Annotated in this window: 11 protein-coding genes and 2 pseudogenes; 11 read left to right on the plus strand and 2 right to left on the minus strand. The window is 53.6% G+C overall.

Going from position 1 to position 14,872, the window contains the following annotated elements:
- Positions 1-107: 107 nt before the first annotated feature.
- A pseudogene (tnpA, locus tag DW817_RS10750) lies at positions 108-422 on the plus strand (IS200/IS605 family transposase); the annotation flags it as partial.
- Positions 423-500: 78 nt separating this feature from the next.
- Here tnpA and DW817_RS10755 read toward each other — a convergent pair.
- Together DW817_RS10755 and DW817_RS10575 are read right to left on the minus strand one after the other, a co-directional pair.
- Positions 501-800 (minus strand): annotated as a pseudogene (locus DW817_RS10755) (DUF2800 domain-containing protein); the annotation flags it as partial.
- Positions 801-890: 90 nt separating this feature from the next.
- On the minus strand, positions 891-1,037 hold the full coding sequence (locus DW817_RS10575) for a hypothetical protein (RefSeq protein ID WP_165851861.1): 147 nt from the start codon (positions 1,035-1,037) through the stop codon (positions 891-893).
- Positions 1,038-1,510: 473 nt separating this feature from the next.
- On the opposite strand from DW817_RS10575, the gene DW817_RS10920 reads away from it, so the two are divergent.
- The 10 genes from DW817_RS10920 (at position 1,511) to DW817_RS01205 (ending at position 14,797) form a co-directional block, all read left to right on the plus strand.
- Complete coding sequence (locus tag DW817_RS10920; protein WP_256371452.1) at positions 1,511-1,633, plus strand: hypothetical protein; 123 nt, start codon at positions 1,511-1,513, stop codon at positions 1,631-1,633.
- A 109-nt stretch (positions 1,634-1,742) separates the two neighbouring features.
- Positions 1,743-2,681, plus strand: a complete 939-nt coding sequence (locus DW817_RS01165; protein WP_243634030.1) for a DUF2326 domain-containing protein — start codon at positions 1,743-1,745, stop codon at positions 2,679-2,681.
- Positions 2,659-2,910: a helix-turn-helix transcriptional regulator gene (locus DW817_RS01170; protein WP_009015521.1), complete on the plus strand. Its 252-nt coding sequence runs from the start codon at positions 2,659-2,661 to the stop codon at positions 2,908-2,910. Before DW817_RS01165 ends, DW817_RS01170 begins: the two co-directional genes overlap by 23 nt.
- Positions 2,911-2,970: 60 nt before the next feature.
- On the plus strand, positions 2,971-6,201 hold the full coding sequence (locus tag DW817_RS01175) for a helicase-related protein (RefSeq protein ID WP_120110460.1): 3,231 nt from the start codon (positions 2,971-2,973) through the stop codon (positions 6,199-6,201).
- Between the two features lies 1 nt (position 6,202).
- Entirely contained in the window at positions 6,203-6,853 is a 651-nt protein-coding gene (locus tag DW817_RS01180) for a DUF4391 domain-containing protein (RefSeq protein ID WP_120110463.1), read from the plus strand.
- Positions 6,825-8,747, plus strand: a complete 1,923-nt coding sequence (locus DW817_RS01185; protein ID WP_243634031.1) for a site-specific DNA-methyltransferase — start codon at positions 6,825-6,827, stop codon at positions 8,745-8,747. Before DW817_RS01180 ends, DW817_RS01185 begins: the two co-directional genes overlap by 29 nt.
- Positions 8,747-9,832: a YhcG family protein gene (locus DW817_RS01190; RefSeq protein ID WP_120110468.1), complete on the plus strand. Its 1,086-nt coding sequence runs from the start codon at positions 8,747-8,749 to the stop codon at positions 9,830-9,832. Before DW817_RS01185 ends, DW817_RS01190 begins: the two co-directional genes overlap by 1 nt.
- Positions 9,822-12,908, plus strand: a complete 3,087-nt coding sequence (locus tag DW817_RS01195) for a type III restriction-modification system endonuclease (RefSeq protein ID WP_120110472.1) — start codon at positions 9,822-9,824, stop codon at positions 12,906-12,908. The genes DW817_RS01190 and DW817_RS01195 overlap by 11 nt, the downstream gene beginning before the upstream one ends.
- A gap of 522 nt (positions 12,909-13,430) precedes the next feature.
- Entirely contained in the window at positions 13,431-13,604 is a 174-nt protein-coding gene (locus DW817_RS01200; RefSeq protein WP_243634040.1) for a helix-turn-helix domain-containing protein, read from the plus strand.
- Positions 13,605-13,954: 350 nt separating this feature from the next.
- The gene (locus DW817_RS01205) at positions 13,955-14,797 is read left to right on the plus strand and encodes a helix-turn-helix domain-containing protein (RefSeq protein WP_120110480.1); all 843 of its coding nucleotides are present in this window, start codon (positions 13,955-13,957) and stop codon (positions 14,795-14,797) included.
- Positions 14,798-14,872 lie beyond the last annotated feature (75 nt).

Raw genomic sequence — 14,872 nt, forward strand, 5'->3', positions numbered from 1 at the left:
AGTGGCGTGGTTCCGGAAAGCTTATAGCTATAAAAAAACCTCCTAATGAAGTACAATGCAGTCGACCTGTCAGTCAAGCAAAGTAAAAGATTAGGAGGTGCACTGCCATGCCAAGTGGGCAGAGTCATGTCGTTCATAGTTTAACACACACAAAGTGGAATTGTAAGTATCATATTGTGTTTGCACCAAAGTATCGTGGAAAAGTTTTCTATGAGGAAAAACGGTTAGCAATAAGAGACATCTAGCGACAGCTTTGTGAATGGAAGGGCGTAGAAATTTTTGAAGGTGAAATTTGCCCTGATCATGTACATCTGTTGGTAAGTATCCCGCCCAAAATTAGCGTTTCGTCTTTTGTAGGCTATCTGAAAGGCAAAAGTAGTTTGTTGATTTTCCAGAAGTTTGGAAATATGAAATTTGCCTACCGATCTCACCTCGATTCGAGAACACGGGCGGCCGGCGAAGTCGCCCTTGCCGTCCCACGTGAGGTCCGCCGCAGGCTTCAGCAGTGTGTCCGCCCAAGCGAGCAGGTCCGACGCAGGCAGCCGCCACTCGCTCACGTTCTGACGACGCCGCTGGTAGATGGTGAGCCTGACCTCGTCGATGTCGTAGAGATCGCCGAACTGGTCCAGGGCACCTAAGCCGTAGCATTTGAGCTGCGGGTTGTCCTCGGCGGACACCTCGATCTCGGATCCATACTTCAAGTCGATGATGTGCAGCGTCCCGTCCGCGATGATGAGCGCATCGGCCGTGTCGAAGCCCTGCCGCACCCAGCGGGAGAAGTCCACGCGCTGCTCGACCATCACGGCCGGATCAGGGCAGGACTGTTTGGCGGCCTCCACATGTTCGAGCACGTACGGTTCGCGCTCGACGCGGAGAGAATCGCATGGGAACTAGCGGCCATCGTCGAGTCCCTCCACATCCCTGAGCAGCGCCTCATAATGCTTCGGATTGACTGCTGAAAGCCTGTCCGCGCCATACTTCCGGAGCAACTCGCGGATCTGGTCCGTGTGACCGATGCGCGCCTTGTCGGCAAGCACCGCGCGCACGTCCTCGAGCCTCAGCTCCTTTCGGCGCTAAGGCCGAGGCGGAGACCGCTCAAATGACTGCCGGTGAAATTGGTCATAGTCGGTCACCTCAATGCGGATTGCTCCGCCTCATGTCGGTGACCAGCCGTTCGTCTAGCTGGCACGCTGTTAACTTTGCTAGTCCGTCATCCGGTTACGAACGCACCTCGCGGCCGCGAAGAAGGCGAGCCGGATTCGGGAGAACGGTTTCAGGTCATGTTCGGGACTTCGAAAGCTGAGAGAAAATTAAGCGATAAAGCAATTATCAGTTAATATGCGTAGTAATATTCCCGATAATGTGTTAGACTGATACTTGACTATGGATGCACTTGACTGCCCTCGCTTTCTGTATTCAGCTTAAAAAGCGAGAGCTTGAAAGTCTTTGCCTTCGTTTTGCCACTGGTTTGCCAGTGTTTTTCCGGGAGCATCAAAGGAGGAGCGGACCGATGAGCGAACTGAACATCTTGTCCTACATCCGGGCCATGCAGCCAGGATTCAAGGACAACAAGCAGGAAGCGGCCGCGCGGTTCCTGCTCAGCGCCATCAATGATCAGGACTACGTAGCTTAAAACGGGTATCGGACGAATAGCCTGGACTCAAAGAAAATCAGCCGCCTTGTCAACCAGAAAGACCCTGTGCCGGACAACCTCATGCAGGCGTCGATGAGGCAGGAGGTCATTGACGGGACGCTCCGAACTCAGGGAGCAGCTGATCGGCTTCAGACGGCAGAGAGCGGCCGTGCAGACCCAGCTGAACGACGTTCGCAGGGACATGACGGGACAGAAACGCAGCTTCAAAAGGACGTTCAGCGACCTTGAACGATTCTTCCCCAACGAGGAATTCCGCACCCTCGAGAAGATCGAAGGCTTCCACCACAAGCTGTCAAGGATACTGGATTCCGAATTCAAGGAAACGGAAGGCGACCTCGCCACCACCTACATGCTGCTGGGCGACGAGATCGCCCGGATCAAGAACCAGATCACCGAGATCAAGAACGTCCCGAACGTCTCGCAGGCGATCCTGAAAGAGTTCGCCCAACTCTCCACGGAACTCAACAACTTCCGCGAAGCGAACCATAACTACGACGAGCTCGAACGGCTGAAGGCCATGGCGGCGGACTACGCGAAAACGAGGGATACGGTCACCCAAGAGCAGCTGCTCACCATCGAGAGCGCGATCAACCAGAACATGCGGGAGATAAGCCTCGACATACTGAGGGACGCCACGCATCTGCCACCCATCCTGAGGCTCGAGAAGCTGAACAAGTACACCTTCAACACCCCGAACGACGGAGGAACCGGCGCACAGTACCGTGGCCTCATCACCTTCGATCTCGCCAACATGCTGGCCGCCCCGATCCCGTTCGTCGTCCACGACTCCATCCTTCTCAAAAACATAGACAAACCCGTCTTCTCCGAGATCGTCCGCGTCTACGAGAAGCAGAAGGAACACGGCAAGCAGGTGTTCCTGGCTTACGATACGCTCGCATCCTATGATGCCGGAGCGCAGCGGATACTAGAGAAAAACGCCGTATTGAGACTTTCGCCCGCTGGCAACGAGCTGTTCGGCTGGGCATGGAACAAGGAGGAAAAGAATGACGCAGACGAAACAAGCTAAGAAGGAACTACATTCCGAGTTCTCCTACAACCGGCTCTGGAAGCTGCTGATCGATCGCAACATCAAGAAAAAGGACCTACAGGAAATGAGTGACGTCAGCGCCGCATCCATCGCGAAGATGGGACGCTGCGAAAACGTCACGACCGACGTCCTGCTGAGAATCTGCGAGGCACTCGACTGCGGCCCCGAGGACATCATGGAACGAAAGGACAAGACAACGGAGGAATAAGCCCGCTTCAGCGGATGACGAACCTCCGCCACAAAAAGTCTTCTTACGAGGAACGCACGCATGGAAATATTCAACAACACCACAAACGTCGTCAAAGACGACCTGCAAAAGACGATCCGCTCCGGCAGCAAAGTGTCCATCGCCGCCGCATGCTTTTCCATCTACGCCTTTCAGGAGCTCAAGGAGCAGCTGGAGTCCTGCGAGGAGCTGCGCTTCCTCTTCACGTCTCCGACCTTCGTCGCGGAGAAGACGCCGAAGGAACGCCGCGAGTTCTACATTCCCCGGCTCCAGCGCGAGAAGAGCCTGTACGGCACGGAGTTCGAGGTGCGCCTGCGCAACGAGCTCAAACAGAAGGCCGTCGCGAGGGAATGCGCCCAATGGATGCGCCGCAAGGCGAAGTTCAGGTCGAACACCACCCGGGACTCCATGAACAACTTCATGCTCGTCTCCGACGGCGACGAGACCTACGCCTACAGTCCCATGAACAGCTTCACCACGGTCGACCTCGGCTGCGAGCGGGGCAACAACATGACGAACATCGTCGTGCGCGTCGAATCCCCAGAAAGCACCCAGTTCCTGCAGACCTTCGATCAGGTGTGGAACGACAAGGAAAAGCTCAAGGACGTCACCGGTGAGGTCATAGACATGATCTCCACGGTCTATCAGGAGAACCCCCCGGAGATCATCTACTACATGACGCTCTACAACATCTTCAGCGAGTTTCTGGAGGACATCTCCGAGGACGTCCTCCCCAACGAGGCGACCGGCTTTAAGGACAGCGTCATCTGGAACAAGCTCTTCAACTTCCAGAAGGACGCGGCGCTTGGCATCATCAACAAGCTCGAACAATATAACGGCTGCATCCTTGCCGACAGCGTCGGACTCGGCAAGACCTTCACCGCGCTTGCAGTCATCAAATACTACGAGGGCAGGAACAAGAACGTGCTCGTCCTGTGCCCGAAGAAGCTCTCCGAGAACTGGATGACCTACCGGGGCAACCTGATCAACAACCCGCTCGCAAAAGACCGGTTCCGCTACGACGTCCTCTATCACACCGACCTGTCCCGCAACAGCGGCAACACGGCCGTCGGACTGCCCATCGACAGGATCAACTGGGGCAACTATGATCTTGTCGTCATCGACGAGAGCCACAACTTCCGCAACGGAAACGGGACGGACAGCCAAGGCGGCGAGAAGGAAAACCGCTACATGCGGCTGATGAACCGCGTCATCAAACCCGGCGTGAAAACAAAGGTCCTGATGCTGTCGGCTACCCCTGTCAACAACCGTTTCTACGACCTGCGCAACCAGCTGGCGCTCGCCTACGGCGGCGACCCGGAGGAAATCAACGGGAAGCTGAAGACGAAATCGGACATCGACACGATCTTCAGGCAGGCGCAGGCCGTCTACAACACATGGTGCAAGCTGCCCGAGGCGCAGCGCACGACGGATCATCTGCTTGCGAGCCTGGACTACGACTTCTTTGAAGTCCTCGACAGCGTGACCATCGCCCGGTCCCGGAAGCACATCCAAACCTATTACGACGTGACGGACATCGGGTCCTTCCCGAAGCGGCTGAAGCCCGTATCCCTGCGGCCCAAGCTGACCAAGCTCAAGGACGCGATCAACTACAAGGAGGTGATCGAGCTCCTGACCGCGCTGCACCTGACCATCTACACGCCGACCGTCTACATCCAGCCGAGCAAGTTGCACAAGTATCTCGACGAGAAGGAGACGGAGAAGTTCCGCATGGGCCGTGAGATCGGCATCCAGCGCCTCATGAGCATCAACCTCCTCAAGCGCATGGAAAGTTCCGTCCACTCCTTCCTGCTGACGGTAAAGAGGATCTGCGACTACCTGTATGACACCTCGCAGACCATCGAGGCGTTCCGGAATGGCGGCTCGGGCAACCTTGACGAGATGACGGACCTGTCCGGCGAGGCGGCGGACTTTGACGACGACGACCAGAACACGGACTTCTTCGGCGTCGGCAAGAAGGTGCGCATCGACCTTCGGGACATGGACTACCTCTCATGGAAGCGGGACATCGACGAGGACATCGGCACCCTGTCCCTGCTGATCGGCATGGTGGAGGACATCACCCCGCAGTACGACTACAAGCTGAGCGAGCTACTCCGCGTAATCCGCGAGAAGGTCGAAAAGCCGATCAACCCCGGCAACAAGAAGGTCCTGATCTTCACCGCCTTTTCGGACACGGCGGAATACCTGTACGAGCACGTGAGCGGCATGGCGAAAACGCAGCTGGGACTCAACACGGCCCTCATCACGGGGGCGGTCGACGGCAAGACGACGATTCCGGGGTTCAAGGCCGAGATGAACCACGTCCTGACCTGCTTCTCCCCGAAGTCCAAGGACAGGGACGTGCTGTACCCCAAGGACACGGAGGACATCGACATCCTGATCGCGACGGACTGCATCTCCGAGGGGCAGAACCTGCAGGACTGCGACTACTGCATCAACTACGACATCCACTGGAACCCCGTGCGCATCATCCAGCGCTTCGGACGAATCGACCGCATCGGCAGCCGCAACGAGGCGATCCAGCTCGTCAACTTCTGGCCCGACCTCGACTTGGACGAATATATCCAGCTCAAGTCACGCGTCGAGGAAAGGATGCGTATCTCCGTCATGACCTCGACGGGCGACGACAACCCAATCGACCAAGAGGAGAAGGGAGACCTCGAATACCGCCGCAGCCAGCTGAAAAAGCTGCAGGAGGAGGTCGTCGACCTGGAGGATATGACGAACGGCGTGTCCATCATGGACCTGGGACTGAACGAGTTCCGCATGGATCTAATCGCCTACAGGAAGGAGCACGGGAACATCGACCACATGCCGTTCGGCATCCACACGGTCGTGAAGGGCGACAAGCCCGGCGTGATCTTCGTCCTGAAGAACGTCAACAAGCAGGTCAACATCCAGAACCAGAACAGTCTTCACCCCTTCTACATGGTCTACGTCGGCATGGACGGCGAGGTGGTCACCAACCACCTGCAGCCGAAGGACACGCTGGACATGATGCGCCATCTCGCACGGGGAAAATCCGTGCCGGACAAGGCGCTCTGCGGAAGGTTCAACAAGGCGACGGACGACGGCCGGAACATGGGCCGCATATCGAAGCTGCTGGAGGATGCGATCATGTCCGTCATCGACGCCAAGGACGAAGGTGACATCGACAGCTTCTTCGGCTGCGGACAGACCACCTTCCTCTCCAGTGGATTCTCGGGACTCGACGACTTCGAACTGATTTGCTTCATGGTGGTGCTCTGACATGATGAACTTTCCAACCGCGACGACGGTGAGGAAACGCCTGCCCAAGGAGGCGTTCTACCGTCACCTCGCGCTGACAAACGCACTCAAGGAAAAATTCGTATCCGGCGTGGACCGGATCATGGTGGAGAACAGCTTCACCAAACAGACGCTGAACCTGACGGCAAGCGCCGAGACCAAGGAGATCCTCCTGCTGTCCGTCAGGCTGAAGAAGCAGGAGTTCGACGGCAAGGTCACTGAGGCGATTGCCCGGCAGAACAAGCACCGGCTCGTCTTCTTGCTGTGCTTTGAGAGCAGGCGGCAGCTGGCGCTCTATTACGGCAAGCTCTACCGCACGCCATGGATGGAGGCGTCGGATGTCCATCTGAGCCTGCACGGCTTCACCTTGGACGAGATCTGGAACTCCATGGTCGAGCAGATCGCGCTGCTGGAGGAGGACGCCTCAGGGCAGAACGAAAATCTGTCCATCGATGAGCGGCTGGACAGGCAGGACAGGATCGAGAAGCTAAAGATGCTGATCAGCAGGACGGAGGCGGCAACATGGCGACAGCAGCAGCCCAAGAAGCAGTTTGAGACCTACACGCGCCTGCGAGAATATCAGAAGGAACTGGAGGAGTTGACTCATGGAGAAGATGAACATGCACACGCCTGACTTGGCGAAGGAAAACTACGAGAAGCTAGCTGCGCTCTTCCCGAACGCGGTGACGGAAACGAAGGACGAGAACGGCGAGACCGTCCGCGCGATCGACGCGGATGTGCTTAGGTCAGAGATCGCCGCCACTGTCGTTGAAGGCACGCAGGAACGCTACCAGTTCACGTGGCCGGACAAGAGAAAGTCCGTCGTGCTGGCCAACCAGCCGATTGCAAAGACGCTGCGCCTCGACCGGGAGAAATCCGTGGGACGCGACGGCACGCCCGGCAGCATCGACACTGAGAACATCTACATCGAGGGCGACAACCTGGACGCCCTCAAGCTCCTGCAGGAGACCTACCTCGGTAAGGTCAAAATGATATACATCGATCCACCGTACAACACGGGGTCGGATGCGTTTGTGTACGACGACGACAGCTCCATCAGCGGCGAGGAGTTCGCCGAGCGCAGCGGGCAGCGGGATGATGATGGCAACCTGCTGTTCGACATGCGAACCAACAACGAGTCAAACGGCAGGTTCCACACGGACTGGCTCAACATGCTGTATCCGAGGCTTCGGATTGCAAAGGATTTGCTTACGAATGATGGGCTGATATTCATTTCAATTGATGAGGGCGAGTCGCATAATTTAAGAAAAGTATGCGATGAAGTTTTTGGTGAGGAAAATTTCGTAGTTCAGATTATATGGGAGAAACGATTTACGCGGAGTAATAATTCCAAACGATTTACCACCCAAACCGAGCCAATAATTTGCTACGCAAAGAGTATTTCTGAGATTCAATCAATACAGGAAAAAAGAAATGATAAGGCGGATTCTATCTATTCAAATCCGGATAATGATCCAAGAGGTCCTTGGACGAGCGTTTCATATGTTAATCCTGCCCTAAAAGAGCAGCGACCAAACTTGGCCTATCCGATCCAGAACCCGTATACACATGAATGGGTCAACCATCCAACAAATGCATGGAAATATGAAAAAGGAACTTATGAAAAACATGTTGCAGAAAATAGACTCTATTGGGGGAAAAATAAGGAAAACAAATATCCGAGACTGAAAAAATTTCTTTCCGAAATGAATGGAGGAATGGTTCCTGTTGATCTATGGCGAAGAGAAGAATCTGGAACTACCGATTTGGCCAGTAAAGCATTAGAAGAATTGCTGGGACGAAAAATATTTGACTTTCCAAAGCCAGTTGAATTAATTAAAAGAATAATTTCACTCATAATAAACGATGAAAACAATAAGGATGATATTATCCTCGACTTCTTCTCTGGCTCAGCTACCACAGCTAACGCGGTGATGCAGCTGAATGCTGAGGATGGCGGCAATCGCAAATTCATTATGGTGCAGTTGCCAGAAGTTTGCGATGAAAAAAGCGAGGCATACAAGGCTGGCTACCGTACCATCTGCGAAATTGGCGAAGAGCGCATTCGTCGTGCGGGTAAGAAGATTAATGAAGAGTCTCCTCTGACAACGACGAAATTGGACATTGGTTTTCGTGTCTTCAAAGTGGACAGCTCGAACATGGAGGATGTCTACTATCGTCCCGCCGACGTGAAGCAGGCGCAGCTGGACCTATTTGCGGACAACATCAAGCCGGACCGCACGCCGGAGGATCTGCTCTTTCAGGTGATGCTGGATCTTGGTATCACGCTGTCCTCATCGGTTGATGAGGAGATGCTCGACGGCCGGAAGGTGTTCTCGGTCGCCGACGGCTATCTCATCGCTTGCTTCGATAAGGACGTTACGGATGAGACGGTCAAGGCCATCGCCAAGCGCCATCCCTTCTACGCCGTCTTCCGCGACAGCGGCATGGCAAATGACAGTGTAATGGCCAACTTCGAGCAGATTTTCGAGACGTATAGTCCCCAGACGCAAAGGAAGGTGCTGTGATGGCGGAAGAACTCATGCGGATCGCTTATCACAGATCGGACAATCTGGTGGCGGATTCGGAACGAATCATAGAGACGGCTCAAGGGAATGCCTATCAGGCTGTCAATCTGCTTCTTGTGGAGCGGAACTGGCTTCTCGGTAAGCGCATCTCCGAGGAAATCGCTAACGGGGATGGGCGCACGGAATATGGGTCCGAGGTCATGAAGAAGCTGGCGCGTGCGCTGACCGCGAAGTACGGCAGAGGGTTCACGATGACGAATCTGTACTATTATTTTTCGTTCTATCGTGCCTTCCCGGAGATTTTCCACTCACTGCGTGGAAAATCTTCCGCGCCGCTTTTGTCGTGGACGCATTATCGGACGCTTCTCCAGGTGAACGACGAGAAGGCGCGGCAGTGGTACGCGCAGGAGGCGGCAACTGAGAACTGGAGCACCCGTACCCTGCAGCGCAACATCTCGTCGCAGTACTACTACCGGATGCTGAAGACGCAGAGTCAGGATGCCGTCAAACGTGAGATGCAGGAGCTGACGGCGGAGTACCAGAAAAAGCTCGAGTTCATCAAGAGCCCGGTCATCGCCGAGTTTCTTGGCATGCAGGAGGACACGTCGTATCTGGAGTCGGACCTCGAGCAGAGCATTATCAACAACCTGCAGAAGTTCCTCATGGAGCTCGGCAAGGGGTACGCATTCGTCGCCAGACAGCAGCGCATCCACACCGAGAAAGAAGACTACTCCATCGACTTGGTGTTCTACAACTACATCCTGAAGTGCTTCGTCCTGATTGACCTGAAGACGAAAAAGATCACGCATCAGGACGTCGGCCAGATGGACATGTACATCCGCATGTACGACGAGCGGAAAAAGCAGCCGGACGACCATCCGACCATCGGCATCATCCTGTGCGCGGACACGGATTCCGACATCGCTCGCTACTCGATCATGAACGAGAGCGATCAGCTCTTCGCGTCGAAGTACAAGCTGTACCTGCCGACGGAGGAGGAACTGCGCGCGGAGATCGAGACGCAAAAGGAGCTGTTCTATCTGCAGCACGCGGACAAGGAAGGAGGGCCGACGGATGAGATTTAAATTTTCCATACAGCCCTTCCAGACGGATGCCGTGGAGAGCGTGGCGGACGTGTTCGCGGGACAGCCGTACAACGACCGGTTCACCTACCGCAGGGACGTGGAGGTCCACCGCGACCTCACGAACTGGTCGAAGTCCGACGAGGAGCTGACCATGGGCTTCGCCAACGCCAGGGTGCAGATAGGCGAAGCGCAGATCCTCGCGAACGTCCGGCGGATTCAGATGAGGAACAACATTCACGTGTCCGACGCTCTGACACAGACCAATCTTGGCGCGTGCTCGCTTGACGTGGAGATGGAGACGGGCACGGGCAAGACCTACGTCTACATCAAGACGATGTTCGAGCTGAACAAGCGCTACGGCTGGAGCAAGTTCATCGTCGTGGTGCCGTCCATCGCTATCCGCGAGGGTGTGCGCAAGAGCTTTGACACCATGTCGGACCATTTCATGGAGCAGTACGGCAAGAAGGCGCGCGTCTTCATCTACGACTCCAAGCGCCTCTCCGACATCGATTCCTTCAGCCAGAGTGCCGACGTTCAGGTCATGATCATCAACACGCAGGCGTTCAACACGTCCTTCAACAAGGACAAGAACGTGGAGGGGCGTAAGGGCAACGACGCGGCGAGGATCATCTTCTCCCGGCGCGACTCGTTCGGAAGCCGCCGCCCAATAGACGTGATCGCTGCCAACCGTCCCATCGTGATCATGGACGAGCCGCAGAAGATGGGCGGCAAGGCGACCCAGAAGGCGCTTGAGGCGTTCAACCCGCTGTTCTGCCTGAACTATTCGGCCACGCACAAGGAGCATCACGACCTCGTGTACGTGCTGGACGCGCTGGACGCCTACAACAAGCGACTGGTCAAGCGAATCGAGGTCAAGGGCTTTGACATCAAGAACCTGCGCGGCACGGACAGCTACCTGTATCTGGAGAGAATCGTGATCTCGCCGAGAAAGCCGCCGATGGCACGGCTGGAGTTCGAGATCGCCTACCAGAAGTCCATCAACCGGGAGACCCGGCAGGTAGGCGTGGACGACGACCTGTACGCGCTGTCAAAGGGCATGGAGCAGTATCGCGGCTACCACGTCAGCGCGATCGACCCGATCCGGGGCGAGGTGAGCTTCACCAACGGCGTGACGATTCACGCGGGCGAGGTCACCGGCGACGTGTCGGAGGCGGACATGCGACGCGTTGAGATCCGTGAGACAATCCGCTCGCACTTCGAGAAGGAGAAGGCGCTCTTCGACCGGGGCGTCAAGTGCCTGTCCCTGTTCTTCATCGACGAGGTGGCGAAGTACCGCAAGTACGACGAGGACGGCAACGAGACGAACTCCGAGTACGGCGACATCTTTGAGCAGGAGTACACGGACATCCTGAACGAGTACCTGACGCTGTTCGACACGCCCTACGAGCGCTACCTCAGGTCCATTGACGTGCACAGCACGCATGCGGGCTACTTCAGCATCGACAAGAAGGGCCGCAAGGTCGACAGCAAGCTCAAGCGCGGCAGCGACGAGAGCGACGACACGTCCGCCTACGACCTGATATTGAAGGACAAGGAGCGGCTGCTCTCCTTCGACAATCCCGTGCGCTTCATCTTCTCGCACTCGGCCCTGAGGGAAGGATGGGACAACCCGAACGTCTTCCAGATCTGCACGCTCAAGCACGGCGGCAACTCGCCGACGCAGAAGCGGCAGGAGGTCGGACGGGGACTCAGGCTCTGCGTGAACCAGAATGGCGACCGGATGGATACGGCCATGCTGGGAGACGCGGTGCAGCAGGTCAACCAACTGACCGTCATCGCAAGCGACGGCTACAAGGACTTCGTTGCCGACCTTCAGCGCGGCATACGCGAGGACCTCTATGACCGCCCGACCAAGGCGACCGAGGATTACTTCGCTGGAAAGACCATCGTTCTGGACGGTGCCGAGAAAACGGTCAGCGACAGGCAGGCGCACGACATCTACCGCTACCTCATCAAGAACGACTACATCGACGACGATGACCACGTCTCGGACCAGTACCGGACGGACCTTGCGAACAACGCACTCGCCCCGCTTCCCGATAGCTGCAGGGAGATTGCGGACGGCGTGCACGCGCTGATCCAAAGCGTGTTCGATGAGCACGCGCTCGACGGCATGGTAAGCGACGGCCACGAGACCAAGGTCCGTGAGAACGCGCTCAACGACAACTTCTACAAGAAGGAGTTCCAGACCCTCTGGGGTTACATCAACCACAAGTACGCGTACACCGTCTCGTTCGACGGCGAGGAGCTCATCGCCAAGGCAATCCGGCACATCGACGAGAAGATGTTCGTCGCCAAGCTGCAATACACCGTGACCCAAGGCGAGCAGGGACAGGACTGGAGCACCGAGAAGGTCAAAGCCGGGATCGGCTTCGTGGCGGAAACCAGCGTGACCTACAACCTCGACCGAGCGGAGGGCAGCTCCGTTCGCTACGATCTGGTCGGCAAGGTGGCCCAAGGAGCCAAGCTCACGCGCCGGACAACCGCCCGAATCCTCAAGGGCATCAAGCCCCAGACCTTCGCCATGTACCAGAACAACCCGGAGGAGTTCATCGCCAAAGCCATCCGTCTGATCGACGAGGAAAAGGCCACGATGATCGTGGAGCAGATCCAGTACAACCAGACGGAAGGCACCTATGACAGCGCCATCTTCACGGCCGAGAAGAACACGGACTTCGCCCGCGCAATCGAGGCCAAGAAGAACGTGCAAGACTACGTGTTCCCGGACTCGGATGGCGAGAAGGCCTTTGCCGGAGAGCTGGAACTGGACGAGAAGGTCGTGGTCTACGCCAAGCTGCCGCGCGGCTTCCAGATACCGACGCCCGTCGGCAACTATGCGCCTGACTGGGCAATCGCCTTCAGCAAGGGAAGCGTGAAGCACATCTTCTTCATCGCGGAGACCAAGGGCACGATGGAAAGCCTGAACCTGAAGCCCATCGAGCAGGCAAAAATCAGCTGCGCAAAGCAACTGTTCAAGACCCTATCCAACAAGGACGTCGTCTACCACGACGTCGACACGTATCAGCACCTGCTCGACGTGATGGAGGCCATATAAGACAGTCGGCTGAACAGCGTATTAAACCTTTTAGCGGTAGCAGACAGGAGGTGTCACTTTTGACTCGAACAGCAGGAGGACTTTCAAAATGGCTGTAAAAATCCTATTTGTGTGCCATGGCAATATTTATAATATTTCTGGGAACCCGCATGGAATGGGCTTGTATGGAAATTCGATAGAGAAATTACTACTGTTTTACTACTCGACCACAATATATAGTGGTTAAAATGAAGAATTTGCTACTATATATAGTATGAGTGATTTATATGTTTTTGATCGACGGAGGAGAAAGTGAAAAAACATATGAATTTATAATTTGACAGGTGATGAAATGAACGTATTATTTCTTCATCGGTTTTTTTGATGCTGGATTAAGATACTAAAAGGCACCAATTATAAAATTTAAACTTGGCACAAATCAAGTTCAAATACTAAAAATCGCTAATTTCAGTATTTAAGAATACGGAACATACTGGAAATAGCAGGAAAGTGGGGAGAGACAAGATGGGGCAAGAGAATGAAATGTGGTTGTCGACTGAACAAATTGCTAAATATTTGGGGGTAAGTACTATAACTATAAGAAAGTGGATTAGGGAAAAAAGAAGAATTCCGTTTGTGCGGATAGGGCGGCAGTACAGATTTAAAATCTCAGCAGTCGACGAATGGATAGACTCAGGCAAAAGTAGTATCTATTAATGGTGTTTGAAAAATAAACAAACAAAGGAACGGAGCTATTTGCAAGGTCATCGTACCCGGCAGATAGCCCCATTTTTATAGGGATAAGAATACATTGAGAAAAGTCAAGTGGAATTAGACCGAAAAATATCTCTACGAAAATAATGCATTGTGATATAATAAAAAACATAAAGCAAACAAGTGTTCGTCTAAACGTAAACATAGATTGTGTTTGTAAAGCCTAGAAATATATTTCAAAAAGAAAACAAAAATATATTAAAAATATACAAGAAATTCAATGTCGAAATAAACATTGACGTATAGGACAAAAATAATATATAATCTTCCTGATGCTAAAAGGAGGTAAGACTATGAATGTGAACTTCAATCCCAGAACTCTTTTTGAAAATATAGAATTCCTGCTAAAGACTCAGGGGCGTAAAATTGGAGAGGTGGAAAATGCCGTCGGCGTAAGTGCTGGTTATATTTCAAGAAACAGCAAAGAAAATTCCAGTAAACCAGGAATTGAATTTATCATAAATATCGCTAGGGAGCTGAATGTGAGCCTTGACACTCTTCTTACGGTTAACCTTGTGGAATGTACTCCCACAGAACAATATTTAATATCTTTTATTGATAAATTAAAGAATGATACTGAACGTGATGAATTAGCATGGAATAAAGAAGTTGCTCAGGATCTAAATTCTGTTCCTGTTGATGAAAATGGGATTCCCAATCATCCTTTATTCGTCCCTAAGGAAAAACCCGTTGATGACGGTACTTATTTCGATGTGCCTTATGAGTCTTATTTCCCGTCTCATTCGTATGGGAAAGATACCCTCATTAGCGGGGATTGCTTTGACTTGAGTCTAAAAAATTATTCCAAGCTATATCTTATGGCGGTTACTAAGGTCTTAACACAGAAAACAGACGCGGAAATTCCAAGCGATAAGGAAGAACAAAGGGATACTGGCAAAAATAAGATTTTTGATCCTTTAGCCATTGAACTCTGGATGGATCTTTCTCAAGGACCTGCACAGTACTTATGCAGTACCCGTGGAAACCCTAGCTTGCGCGATAAGATTCTAATTCTTTATAGTACGGTTTCCGAAAATTCAAATCATCCTCATGTGAAGAAAGACGTCCGGTATATCATTGATTCCTTTATGAAGAATGACATTGAAAATGATTCATTGGATGCCCCCCCATTCTAAGAAAGTGCGAGCAGTCCTGAGGTTGATAGATGAATTCAGCTTAATTATCTTATGTGAATGGTAAATCATTTTTTC

The organism is Acidaminococcus sp. AM33-14BH (genome assembly GCF_003603525.1).
GTDB classification, from domain to species: Bacteria; Bacillota; Negativicutes; order Acidaminococcales; family Acidaminococcaceae; genus Acidaminococcus; species Acidaminococcus intestini.

Coding starts and splice junctions, on each gene's coding strand:
- DW817_RS10920 (WP_256371452.1), top strand. CDS start 1,511: ATGAGCGAACTGAACATCTTGTCCTACATCCGGGCCATGCAGCCAGGA.
- DW817_RS01170 (WP_009015521.1), top strand. CDS start 2,659: ATGACGCAGACGAAACAAGCTAAGAAGGAACTACATTCCGAGTTCTCC.
- DW817_RS01175 (WP_120110460.1), top strand. CDS start 2,971: ATGGAAATATTCAACAACACCACAAACGTCGTCAAAGACGACCTGCAA.
- DW817_RS01180 (WP_120110463.1), top strand. CDS start 6,203: ATGATGAACTTTCCAACCGCGACGACGGTGAGGAAACGCCTGCCCAAG.
- DW817_RS01185 (WP_243634031.1), top strand. CDS start 6,825: ATGGAGAAGATGAACATGCACACGCCTGACTTGGCGAAGGAAAACTAC.
- DW817_RS01190 (WP_120110468.1), top strand. CDS start 8,747: ATGGCGGAAGAACTCATGCGGATCGCTTATCACAGATCGGACAATCTG.
- DW817_RS01195 (WP_120110472.1), top strand. CDS start 9,822: ATGAGATTTAAATTTTCCATACAGCCCTTCCAGACGGATGCCGTGGAG.
- DW817_RS01200 (WP_243634040.1), top strand. CDS start 13,431: ATGTGGTTGTCGACTGAACAAATTGCTAAATATTTGGGGGTAAGTACT.
- DW817_RS01205 (WP_120110480.1), top strand. CDS start 13,955: ATGAATGTGAACTTCAATCCCAGAACTCTTTTTGAAAATATAGAATTC.